Source organism: Stutzerimonas zhaodongensis (genome assembly GCF_003696365.1).
Classification (GTDB): Bacteria; Pseudomonadota; Gammaproteobacteria; order Pseudomonadales; family Pseudomonadaceae; genus Stutzerimonas; species Stutzerimonas zhaodongensis.
On the sequence record NZ_RFFM01000005.1, the window covers coordinates 20,219 to 32,045 of the forward strand.

Annotated in this window: 12 protein-coding genes; 7 read left to right on the plus strand and 5 right to left on the minus strand. The window is 56.6% G+C overall.

Annotation, left to right across the window (positions count from 1 at the left end):
- Positions 1-109: 109 nt before the first annotated feature.
- Complete coding sequence (locus EA797_RS17235) at positions 110-1,696, plus strand: ABC-F family ATPase (RefSeq protein WP_122167451.1); 1,587 nt, start codon at positions 110-112, stop codon at positions 1,694-1,696.
- Positions 1,697-1,763: 67 nt separating this feature from the next.
- Here the strand turns inward: EA797_RS17235 and EA797_RS17240 are convergent, their stop codons facing one another.
- From EA797_RS17240 to EA797_RS17250, 3 genes are all read right to left on the minus strand, one after another.
- On the minus strand, positions 1,764-2,459 hold the full coding sequence (locus EA797_RS17240) for a DUF1294 domain-containing protein (RefSeq protein ID WP_122167452.1): 696 nt from the start codon (positions 2,457-2,459) through the stop codon (positions 1,764-1,766).
- A gap of 66 nt (positions 2,460-2,525) precedes the next feature.
- Positions 2,526-3,500: an alpha/beta fold hydrolase gene (locus tag EA797_RS17245; RefSeq protein ID WP_122167454.1), complete on the minus strand. Its 975-nt coding sequence runs from the start codon at positions 3,498-3,500 to the stop codon at positions 2,526-2,528.
- A 32-nt stretch (positions 3,501-3,532) separates the two neighbouring features.
- Positions 3,533-4,363 carry an undecaprenyl-diphosphate phosphatase gene (locus EA797_RS17250; protein WP_122167456.1) on the minus strand — a complete coding sequence of 277 codons (831 nt, stop codon included), beginning with the start codon at positions 4,361-4,363 and terminating at the stop codon, positions 3,533-3,535.
- 280 nt (positions 4,364-4,643) lie between these two features.
- On the opposite strand from EA797_RS17250, the gene EA797_RS17255 reads away from it, so the two are divergent.
- The 6 genes from EA797_RS17255 (at position 4,644) to EA797_RS17275 (ending at position 9,882) form a co-directional block, all read left to right on the plus strand.
- Positions 4,644-6,278: a methyl-accepting chemotaxis protein gene (locus EA797_RS17255; RefSeq protein ID WP_122167458.1), complete on the plus strand. Its 1,635-nt coding sequence runs from the start codon at positions 4,644-4,646 to the stop codon at positions 6,276-6,278.
- A gap of 369 nt (positions 6,279-6,647) precedes the next feature.
- On the plus strand, positions 6,648-6,917 hold the full coding sequence (locus EA797_RS17260; protein ID WP_122167460.1) for a hypothetical protein: 270 nt from the start codon (positions 6,648-6,650) through the stop codon (positions 6,915-6,917).
- 212 nt (positions 6,918-7,129) lie between these two features.
- Positions 7,130-7,411 (plus strand): hypothetical protein, encoded by a 282-nt coding sequence (locus EA797_RS17265; RefSeq protein ID WP_122167462.1) that lies wholly within the window; start codon positions 7,130-7,132, stop codon positions 7,409-7,411.
- 298 nt (positions 7,412-7,709) lie between these two features.
- Positions 7,710-8,402: a DUF421 domain-containing protein gene (locus EA797_RS17270; RefSeq protein ID WP_122167464.1), complete on the plus strand. Its 693-nt coding sequence runs from the start codon at positions 7,710-7,712 to the stop codon at positions 8,400-8,402.
- 105 nt (positions 8,403-8,507) lie between these two features.
- Entirely contained in the window at positions 8,508-8,672 is a 165-nt protein-coding gene (locus EA797_RS21855) for a hypothetical protein (protein ID WP_167468827.1), read from the plus strand.
- Positions 8,673-8,766: 94 nt separating this feature from the next.
- Complete coding sequence (locus EA797_RS17275) at positions 8,767-9,882, plus strand: DNA topoisomerase IB (RefSeq protein ID WP_122167466.1); 1,116 nt, start codon at positions 8,767-8,769, stop codon at positions 9,880-9,882.
- Here EA797_RS17275 and EA797_RS17280 read toward each other — a convergent pair.
- Together EA797_RS17280 and EA797_RS17285 are read right to left on the minus strand one after the other, a co-directional pair.
- A complete protein-coding gene (locus tag EA797_RS17280; protein WP_122167468.1) occupies positions 9,879-10,832 on the minus strand; it encodes a sensor domain-containing diguanylate cyclase in 954 nt (317 codons plus the stop codon). The genes EA797_RS17275 and EA797_RS17280 overlap by 4 nt on opposite strands.
- A 2-nt stretch (positions 10,833-10,834) precedes the next feature.
- Complete coding sequence (locus EA797_RS17285) at positions 10,835-11,818, minus strand: response regulator (protein WP_122167470.1); 984 nt, start codon at positions 11,816-11,818, stop codon at positions 10,835-10,837.
- Positions 11,819-11,827 lie beyond the last annotated feature (9 nt).

The following is an 11,827-nucleotide window of genomic DNA, read 5'->3' on the forward strand; positions in this document are numbered from 1 at the left end:
GCGTCATGGCTGCGCCAACCTCTGTCCGTGGACCCTTCCAAACTGATGGATTCTCGGGCCGTGCGCCAACTGGCCTCCAGCAAGCCTTAGTTATTGATAGGTATACCCTTTGATTTCAACCGCCAATATCACGATGCAGTTCGGTGCCAAGCCGCTGTTCGAAAACGTTTCTGTCAAATTCGGCAACGGCAACCGCTACGGCCTGATCGGTGCCAACGGCTGCGGTAAGTCGACCTTCATGAAGATTCTCGGTGGCGACCTCGAACCATCGGCGGGTCAGGTCATGCTGGAACCCAACGTGCGCCTGGGCAAATTGCGCCAGGACCAGTTCGCCTACGAAGACTTCAATGTCATCGACACGGTGATCATGGGCCACGAGGAACTGTGGAAGGTCAAGGCTGAGCGCGAACGCATCTACTCGTTGCCGGAAATGAGCGAAGAAGACGGGATGGCGGTAGCGGAACTGGAAACCGAATTTGCAGAGATGGATGGCTATACCGCCGAATCTCGCGCCGGCGAGTTGCTGCTTGGACTGGGCATTCCACTTGAGCAGCACTTTGGGCCCATGAGCGAAGTCGCGCCGGGATGGAAGCTCCGCGTGCTGCTGGCGCAGGCGCTATTCTCCGATCCGGAAGTGTTGCTGCTCGACGAGCCAACCAACCACCTGGACATCCATACGATTCGCTGGCTGGAAAACGTTCTGACCGTGCGTAACAGCACCATGATCATCATTTCCCACGACCGCCACTTCCTCAACAGTGTCTGCACCCATATGGCGGACCTGGACTACGGCGAGTTGCGCCTGTTCCCAGGCAACTATGATGAGTACATGACAGCGGCGACCCAGTCGCGTGAACAACTTCTGGCCGACAACGCCAAGAAGAAAGCGCAGATCGCTGAACTGCAGACCTTCGTTAGCCGCTTCTCGGCCAACGCCTCGAAAGCCAAACAGGCGACGTCGCGCGCCAAGCAGATCGACAAGATTCAACTGGCAGAGGTGAAACCATCCAGCCGCGTCAGCCCATTCATCCGCTTCGAGCAGACCAAGAAGCTGCACCGCCAGGCTGTAACCGTGGAAAACGTTGCCAAAGGTTTTGACGGCAAAACGCTGTTCAAGAACTTCAGCTTCACAGTCGAAGCCGGTGAACGCGTAGCCATCATCGGCCCCAACGGCATCGGCAAGACGACCTTGCTGCGCACGCTTGTTGGTGAGCTTCAACCCGACGCTGGCGCCGTGAAGTGGACCGAGAGCGCAGACCTCGGTTACTACGCACAGGATCACGCAGACGATTTCGAGGATGACGTCACCCTGTTCGACTGGATGAGCCAATGGACACAGGGCGGGGAACAGGTCGTGCGCGGCACTCTCGGCCGCATGCTGTTTTCCAACGATGAGATTCTGAAGTCAGTACGCGTCATTTCGGGTGGTGAACAAGGCCGCATGCTGTTCGGCAAGCTGATCCTGAAAAAGCCGAACGTGCTGGTAATGGACGAACCAACCAACCACCTGGATATGGAATCGATCGAAGCACTGAACCTTGCACTGGAAAACTATCCGGGCACACTGATATTCGTCAGCCATGACCGTGAGTTCGTCGGTTCATTGGCGACGCGGATCATTGAGCTGTCCGATACCGGCGTCACCGACTTCAGCGGTACTTACGATGATTACCTGCGCAGTCTCGGCGTGATCTGACAGATATCGGCACCACAAGAACGCCCTGCTGAGTCGGGGCGTTTTTGCTCCGTGGTCGTGCCTGTGTTCAGGACGCAAGCTGCAACACCAAATGGCGCAGCCGTTGGAGATACAGGTAATCCAGCCACGCGATCTGATGCGCCATGACGATAAGCCAGAAGATTATCTGGAATGCTATTTTGCGAGTCTTATGTCGTAGCGTCTGCTGGGCGATCAATGCGCCGGGCCAGCCGCCGAGCAGTTCAATCAGATGCAGCTGGGCTTCTGGTGTGCGCCAGCCGCTGTGCTGCGCGCGCCGTTTGTCATGCAGGTAGAGCCCGAGCGCCAGCAGGCTTGCCAGGAAATAGGCGTACAGGGGCCAATGAATTCCTTGGCCGCCCAGGCGCATCAGGCCCGAAGTCGGAAGCACAAGCAGCGAGCTGTAAGCCACGACCTTCGGCAGAGGCTGACTAACCCGCGCGCTCCGGTTCGGGCGGTTGTGAGGCCTGTCAGATGCCTTCGCTTTGACTATGGCATTAGACGGCTTGTGCCGGATCTTCGGCTCATCGATCGACAGTCCGGCATCAAGGCGGACATGGGTGGCGCGCAGCCTCCCGTCCTTGTCAGGTTCACTGAGGTACAGCACCCGATCGCCCTGTACCGGTCGGCGTGCGCCTCGCATGGCAGAAATATGTGCGAAGACGTCATCCCCGTTCTGCTCGGAGCGGATGAACCCAAAGCCTTTCTGATCGTTCCAGCTTTTCAGCTGACCGCGTAATTCCATGACGGCTGGTCCGGTGCAAAACCGGCGAGTCTAATCGCTAATTTCATTAGCGACGAGACGCCTACTTCAACGCTGCACGATGTACCGGCGCTTGAGGAAGTCCAGCAGCAGCCGGGAGACCTCTTCCGGCTGTTCACCTTGGAGCCAATGGCCACAGTCGGCGACCAGATGCTGCTCGAGGTCAGGTACCCATGCCGGCATCTTCTGCAGGGTGTGAGCCTCGAGCGTGCCGACGGGATCATTGTCACCGAGGAGAAACAGTGCCGGCTGCAGCACCTTCCTATCCGCCAGCGGCGCGGTTCTTTCCCAGTTGCGCTGAAAGTTGCGATACCAGTTCAGCGCTCCGCGAAAACCGCGGCCAGCGAACGTACGAACATATACGTCGAAAGCGTCACCTTCACACCAGTCAGGCGGAGCGCCAGGATCCTGCATGCCGTCATGCAGAGAGCTACCGGCTGGCTTCTTCTGTAAAAAGAAATCCTTTGGCACGGCCGCCGATGTGTTGTGCATCATCATTCGCAAGGTTCGGGGAATGTCATGGTCCAGTTCGGCTTCAGCAACGCCCGGCTGCTGGAAATACAGGATGTAGTTGAAGCGATCAGCGAACTGGTTGCGGATGATTTCAATAGCAGGCTTTTTCGGGCGCCCACCATAGGGCACAGCCATGGCGCCAATCACCTTGACGCGCTCCGGCTCAAGCAGAGCGAGATGCCAGGCAACCGGCGCGCCCCAATCATGGCCAACCACAGCAACGCTGCGTTGACCGAGCAGATCCATAGCCGCCTGGATGTCGCCGCAGACCGTCATGAGGTCGTACGCTGCAATCTCACTCGGTGCGCTGGTCTGACCGTAGCCACGCATCTCGGGCACTATTACGCGCAAGCCCGCGTCTGCCAGCAGCTGAATCTGATGCCTCCACGAATACCAGCTTTCCGGAAATCCATGCAGCAGCCAGACCACCGGCCCGTCCGCAGGCCCCGCGGTATAAAGACTCAGCGAGATGCCATTGACCGTCAAAAGCTGGTGTTCATATGTGTGCATAGGGTTCCTTCGAACTATCTGTTGCAGCCGCGTCAGCCGGATGCAGTACTCCAGTCGATCAGACTGAACTGCCAAGTGGCTAAAATGATGATGCCGAAGATGATTCGATACCAGGCAAATGCCGCATAGCTATGGTTGCCTATAAATTTCAACAGCGCCCTTACCGCCAACATCGCGAAGATAAATGAAGTAACGAAGCCAATCGCGAACACCGGGAAATCGCCAGGCTGGAAAAGCTCGCGATATTTGTACCCCGAGTACACCGCTGCGCCGACCATGGTCGGCATGGCCAGAAAGAACGAAAACTCGGTAGCCGCCTTACGCGACAGCCCGAACAGCAGGCCACCGATGATGGTTGCCCCAGAGCGCGATGTCCCGGGGATTAGTGCCAAGCATTGCGCCATTCCGACCTTCAGCGCGTGACTCCAGTGCATGTCATCAACGGTCTCGGCCTGCACTTCATGCTGGCGCTTCTCTGCCCAGAGCATCACCACTCCGCCGACCACCAATGCAGCGGCAACAGTGATCGGGTTGAACAGATATTCATGGATGAGATCGGCGAAGGTCATGCCCAACACAACTGCGGGGAAGAACGCCACCAGCAGGTTCGCGGTGAACTTCTGCGCTTGTTTCTCTCTCGGCAGGCCGATAACCACATTCAGGATCTTACGGCGGTATTCCCATACCACCGCCAGAATTGCGCCTAACTGAATGATGATATTGAAAGCCAGCGCGCGCTCGCCGCCAAACCCGATAAGGTCCGCGACGATTATCTGATGTCCGGTGCTGGAAATCGGCAAAAACTCCGTAATGCCCTCAACCACGCCCAATAGCAATGCCTGAAAGGCAATCCAAAGATCCATCTTCGCCTCGATAGCGGTGCCAGTCACCGCGCTTGAATGTCCACAACCCCGATATATGTCAGATAGCCATCTGCGCGATCTTCAGACTCGCACTAAACAAGTAAATTCACCGATTTGGTGCGTTGTAGTGCTCATCTTTTTCGCCGCGCTGCCGAAACACTATTCGATGGGCCATGACAAATTGTCGCTGCCGCAGCCGGTGTTCCGAAGCAGATCGTTTCGCCGCGCTCCTAATAATATGAATAAAAGAAGTTCTGCTTTAACAGGAGCTTACAAACCAATGAATATGCTAAGAAATTTCCCAATCAGCAAGCGGCTCTGGCTCATCCCGCTAGTAGCCGTCGCCATGCTATTCATCCTTGGTTTGTTGATGATCCAGCAGGTTCGTGTCGACTTGTACAAAGGTAAGGAGGTCATGACGCAGAACATCGTCGAGACCGCACGCGGCGTGCTCGACTACTACCAGAAGCTTGAAGCGAACGGCAGCATGAGCACTGCCGATGCGCAACAGGCGGCGAAGGACCAGATCCGGATGATTCGTTACGGACACAACGACTACTTCTGGATCAACGACATGCAGCCGGTCATGGTGATGCATCCGATCAAGCCAGAGCTTGAAGGGCAGGATCTTTCCAAGACCAAGGACCCGAACGGCAAGGCGCTCTTCAACGAAATGGTCAAGGTCGCCCAGCAGCAGGGGGCAGGTCTGGTGGACTACCAATGGGCAAAGCCGGGCGAGAAAGACCCAGTTCCAAAGATTTCCTACGTCGCGCTTTTCAAGCCCTGGGGCTGGATCATCGGCTCAGGTATCTATGTTGACGACGTGGAAGCTGAATTCCGCAATTATCTGGTGCGCTTTTCGATTATCGGATTGGCCATCGCAGCACTGATGGCAGTACTAGTAGCGATCCTGATTCGCAGCATCACCCAGCCTCTGCGCCGCTCGATGCAAGCCATGGCCAACATTGCCAGCGGCGAAGCTGACCTCACGCGTAGCCTGGACGTCTCGGGGAATGACGAGCTGACTACGCTGAGTCGTGATTTCAATACGTTTACCCACAAGCTACGTACTGTCGTCGGTCAGCTTTTCGAGACATCCAGCTCTCTGGAGCAATCGTCCAATGCCCTGGGCGGATTAGCTAGCCAAGCGCATCAGCAAAGCCAGCAGCAATCCCAGCAAATGGAACTCGTCGCGACCGCCGTGAACGAGGTGACCTATGCAGTGCAGGAAGTTGCCAAAAACGCCGAGCATGCTTCAAGCGAAGTGGGCGAAGCAGAGAGACAGGCCGGTCAGGGCCAACGCAACATCGAAGCCAGCTTGCAACAGATCGACCAGCTTTCGACCACCATCACTGAGGCAGTCGGAGTGATTCAATCTCTGGCAGACGAGACCACCCAGATCGGCTCGGTTCTGGAGGTAATCGGATCGATCGCAGACCAGACCAACCTTCTCGCGCTGAACGCAGCCATCGAGGCCGCGCGCGCTGGTGAGCAAGGTCGTGGTTTCGCAGTTGTGGCTGACGAGGTTCGCCTGCTGGCTCAACGGACTCAGACATCCACCGCCGAGATTCATACGATGATCGAGCGGTTGCAGAAGAACTCTAGCGCGGCGGTTACAGTGATTACGAAGAGCAGCCGCGCATCACAGGCAACCGTCGAGCAGGCAAGCCAAGCCGGTGAGAGCCTCGGACAGATTGCACAAGCCCTGCGTAACTTGTCTGGATTGAATGCATCCATTGCCAGTGCCACGCTGCAGCAGACTCATGTGGTTGAAGACATCAACCAGAACGTAACCCAGGCGGCCGGCCTGGCTCACGAGAGTACACTCGCAGCCGAGCAATCGAGCGCAGCTGGCAAGCAACTTGGAGAGCTGGCCGACCGGCTGAACCGCCTGCTCAAACAGTTCAAGGTTTAAATACGCTCCTTGTCAGCAGCCCAGCAACGGCCAGCATTTCCAATGAAATCTGGCCGCTTCTTCGTTTCTCAGGTCGCGTCATTTCGTCACATCACAGACAAAGTGGTGATTCGAGGAAATGCGGCTGAACCAGTCCGTTCTTTCTCACAGCATCAACAAAATCAAATAGTTACGGCACATCAATGCAAGTAATTGTCTGCCCTGTAAAATTTAGACTTTTGGCTAATTGCAAAGAACTCAATAAATTACGAAACCACTGTGTGACTTATCAGTCCTCTGTGAACATCAATGGATATGTAAAGCCAACGCCGGCAGCCTGGCGGCAGGCTCAAATCCGAATTTTGGTTATCACACAGAGAGACATGCCCGATGAACAGCCCGCTTCGTTTCAACGACGCCCTCCTCATTACTGACCGTGCTTTCAAGCCGTTCCAGTGCGTCGCCTGGACGCTGCTCGAAGGCAACGGCGAACTCAGCATCACGGTCTTGGACGGCAGCGAATCGCGTGCTGTAGGCCACTGCAAATTGTCCAGCAGCGTTTATTCCGATCCGGTCAAGCTAGGCGAGTCTCTCAAGCAAGCGCGTGCCGACTTGAGCCGCCAGGGCGTTACGTTGGCCCCATGGCAGATGCCTGCCTGACACCAGCGTATCGGGGTGGAATGCAGTCGCCACACTGCCCGGTTCGCTTCCTCAGCCAGTCCGAATCCCGTTTTCCATGAAAGGCCCGAGCGCACAAGCGCCGGGCCTTTTCTGTTGCAGCTGCCCTGCCCTAGCTCCATCCCGCTTCGTTCGCACTGACCCATTCGCGTGTTTCACGGTCCCATAAGTAGGTGAATCAACGGGAGAAAATCATGAAAGGTGCTCAGGCCTACGTTAACGATCAGTGGCACAGCAGCGGGCTGGCACATTTGCCAGAAGGCCCTGAAGTTCATTGCGTTACCTTGAAATACGTCATCCCTCGCGACACTCAAACCACGGGCCTGATTACCCACATTCGTGATGTGGCGCAGCAGAAGCTCAGTGAGTTCTATAAAGGTCGCGAGGTGGCGCCTCGGCCGGTTGAGGGTTCTGTCGTCGGCGACGGAAGCGGTGACGGCATCGAGCTCGTTTTCGACATTCAGCCCGCGAAGTGATTGCCGGCAACCTGGGCGCGTGTTTAGCAGCACGATCAATCAGAAGCGCGCGATAGCTTTGCTCGGGATCGCGCCCGCGTATGAGTTGAACGCGCCAAACTCGCGCCTACTGCGCAAGATAGTCCGGCCAGGAGGTAGAGTTTCACCGTAGACACAGCGAGCAAATGACGCGCGCCGCTCGACTTACTGCTGGCGGGTAAGAGCCATGTTTGGCACCTAGATGGTCTGCTCGAGTGTGAGTTCATGATCACTACCAGCAAAACCCGGCAAACGACTAGACAGCATATCGGTACTTAGGATGACTCCTTTCGATTTGCAGCGAATGCTGCTGGATGATTTTCCGCTGCTGTTCATTGGGGAGGTGGCGCTGCGTGCGCTGTTCGCCTTCGTCGCAGTATTCCTTTTCCTTAAAATCAGTGGGCGTCGGGGAATACGTCAGCTTTCGCTGTTCGAACTTGTCGTGATCCTCACCCTTGGCTCGGCAGCTGGCGACGTGTCCTTCTATGACGATGTTCCCCTGCTGCCGATCATCACCGTGTTCATCACGCTACTGTTCCTATATCGGCTGACACTATGGATCATGGCTCACAACAAGCGCTTTTCATGTTGGATGGAAGGAAAGCCCGTCACCATCATCAAAGACGGCCTGTACGAACTGCATAGCCTGGAGCAGATGAATATTTCCTCCGATGAATTCTTCATGGAGTTGCGCCAGCAAGGCGTTGAACATCTTGGGCAGATCCGGATGGGAATCCTGGAAACGGACGGGGACGTCAGCCTCTTCTTCAATGATGCAGAATCCGTTGTGCCCGGGTTGTCAGTTTTGCCGCCAGAGCATCGACCAATATACCTGCGCGCCCCGGCGAGCGGCCTATATGCATGCACCCGTTGTGGATACCCTCAGATCATCGAAGAACATCAGGACTCCACTTGCCCCCGTTGCAAGAACTCCGAGTGGTCCGTGGCATTGAGGACACAGCGTCTGCACTGATGCACGGCGCGAACCCCGCCCCATGGAGTCGGTCACTTATAGGGACAGGCGACGCGCTGGCCTCCCAGCTCAGCCTCCTCAACTCGCAACCCTCGGAGCGTGAACATGATCGGTGACTATTCCTCAATAAACGACCATCTCGAAACCGCGCGAAAGCTGGCAGACACGGCAGAAACCAAAGCCGACCCCGCTATCTACCGCGAAGCGATCGATGAATTGGTCGCGGCCATACGCTTGTTGATGCGCAACTCTCAGGAAAGCGAAGACTGATCCGGAAGCCGCATCGTCGGCTGGTAGCGTTCATGTGTCAGCCAAGCGTGGCCGCGATGCAAAGTGGTATCGGCTTATCGGGTAGGAGTTCCATATGTTGACCGATCAGGGCACAGAGTCACCCCCGCCGCTAGCGGAGGGCGTTCGTCCCGTTCCGGCGGACGAATTTCCAGATACAGGCACGGCTTTGTGCCCTGACCTTCCATCCGACCTTCGTTACGTCGATGACAGTGGCCCAGGCATCACGCGCAGAAAGCTAAGAGGCAAGTTTGCTTACTTTCTACCGTCCGGCGAGCGGATCAACGACTCGGCGGAAATTTCCAGAATCAACAAGCTGGCCATTCCTCCGGCGTACTCGGACGTCTGGATTTGCCCTGACCCTCAGGGCCATATGCAGGCAACCGGTCGAGATGCGCGGGGCCGCAAGCAGTATCGCTATCACCCACGGTGGCGAGAGGTTCGCGACTGCAGCAAGTACGATCGAGTCATCGCCTTTGGCGCAGCCCTGCCAAAAATGCGCGAGCGTCTGAAGGAGCATCTGGCTGTGCGGGGGATGCCGCGGGAAAAAGTAATGGCGTTACTGGTACAGCTGCTAGAGTCGACATTGATCCGCGTCGGCAATTCGCGTTACGCCAAGGAGAATCGCTCGTACGGCTTGACCACTTTGCGCACCAGGCACGTAGATGTGCGCGGCTCGGCAATACGCTTCCATTTTCGCGGAAAGAGCGGAGTGGAACACCGCGTGACCCTAAAGAACCAGCGCTTGGCCCGCATGGTGCGCCGCTGCATGGAGATTCCCGGACAGCACCTGTTCCAGTACTTGGACGAGGACGGCACTCGCCACCCGGTAAGCTCCAGCGACGTTAATCAATTCATCCAGCAGATGACGGGCGGTGATTTCACCGCCAAGGACTATCGCACCTGGGCTGGAAGCGCATTGGCACTCGATAGTCTGCGAAAGCGCGAGTGGCAGCCCGATGCCGTGGCGCGTCGCAACCTGGTTGAAACGGTTAAGGATGTGTCGCAGCAACTAGGCAATACGCCGGCCGTATGCCGTCAATGCTATATCCACCCAGAAGTGCTCGAAGCTTTTACCTCCGGCGAGCTTGCTCGGCTGCCGAAGGCTCGCAAGCGAAAATGGATGAGCAGTGAAGAAGTCACCTTGCTGAATTTCCTGAAGGCCCGTTGCGCTGCAGCCAACGATCGCTAACGGTAAACGGTGACCCGATTACGGCCCGCTGACTTAGACATATAAAGGGCACTGTCAGCGCGCTCTATCAGCTGCGGATACCCACTGGTGGGCTGGCTGAGATCGGCGATTCCAAGGCTGACCGTAAAGCGAATGCTATGGCCTTCATAAACCACTTCATGTGCCTCAATAGTGAGGCGGAGGCGCTCAGCGAAGGTCATCGCACCCTCACAGTCGGTATCGGGTAAAAGAACCACGAACTCCTCGCCGCCATATCGCCCAGAGATATCTGCATCCCGCATGCACTGGCGAATGAGTTCGGCTGTCTGTTGAATCACGGCGTCACCGGCCTGATGGCCGTAGGTGTCGTTTATTTTCTTGAAGTGATCGATGTCGAACATGACCAGAGCAGCGTTGCGCTCATAACGGCAATGCCGCGCATAATCCTGGCGCAGCATTTCTTCCCAGTGGCCGCGGTTGAACAAACCCGTCAGGCGATCAGTGCTGGAGAGCCGTTGCAACTCCTGATTCGCCGCCTGTAATTGACGGCGGTTGGTTGCCACGTCTGTTACGTCATAGATGATCAGACAGATTTGTTCGATCCTGCCGCTCAGCCCCTTCAGCGGCATGAGCGTCGTGTTCTGATACATGAAATCTTCCAGCCCGGTGATCGGCTGATAATTCTTGAAGCGGAGCAGATACGGGCGCTGCTCCCAGATGGTGAACGACGGAGTACCGAGCGTCGCAACATTCTCCACCTTGCGGCGAAACCATTGCTCGTCTACCTCAGGAAACAACTCGAAGAAGGATTTCTGCCGCGCTTCTTCAGGCAACCGGCCAGAGCGGTTCTCCATGAAGGTGTTCCAGACGTCGATGCGATATTCGCGATCGAGCACCACGACCCCTACGTCAATGCTCTGCACGATTGCCAGCAACCAGTGGAGCTCGCTCAGATCAGTAGAATCAGACATGCTCAGTTCATCAGGTAAGCGAGCTTGCGATTGAGCAGCTCAACCGAATCCTCGGTGAACAGCAACAGCAAGTCGAAATGGATATCGTGACCTTCCAGGCTATAGCTGATTTCAACCGCCAAGGTGTTTTTCCACCGCTGTCGGTTCACCGAGATCAACTCGTCGATGGACGCATGCTGGCCGAGTACCTGAGGGTGTCCCTGGGAAAACACCACGTCAATCTGGTCGGCGATGCCACTCAAACAGGCGCTGATCAGCAGGCTGGACAGGTCTAACAGCATTTCCAGCTCAAGATAGTCATCGGCACGCATCAAGCGCGCCATGTCGGCAATTTCGGAGTCGTGGAAGATCAGCAATGCCTCGCCAGCTATTCCGCCGCCAATGTAACCCTGGCACACCGCCGAAAGCTTATCGCCTTGGGCTGCGTCAGCGAGGGCCATATGTAATTCGCCGACTTCCAAAATATTCACGTTGGGAATGGGAAGCTGAACGAAGACACCAAGCACCCTGGCCAGCAAAGCTGCTGCGCGCCCCATTGCGACGTTCACTACTTCACGGAAAGCATCGCGGAATGGGATCGCCCCTGTTCCACGGTGTTGGAGCACGGGCACCTCTCCTCCGGCGATCCCCAGGCCAGCGAGCGTCTGTTGCAGATAAGCGGGATCGGCCGGCTTGCGAATGAACGCCAGCGCCCCTAGCTCAAGCACACGTCGCACCGCCTCAACCTGAATGTCAGCCGAAATCACGACGACCTGGCAACTGAGCTTTTCTTCGCGAAGTGCAGCGAGCACCTGGTACCCGTCCACGTCAGGCATGGTCAGATCAAGGAGCAACACGTCTATGTCGCCTTCCCGAATCTTCTCCAGCGCCTCACGACCGCCATTCGCCTGGCTGATATCCAGCGGCCAATCAGCAGGCAGCGCGCGCAGCAACTGCTTGCGCGCAAGGCTCGAGTCATCACAAATCAACAGGGAAACAGCAGACATTCGGCGCTC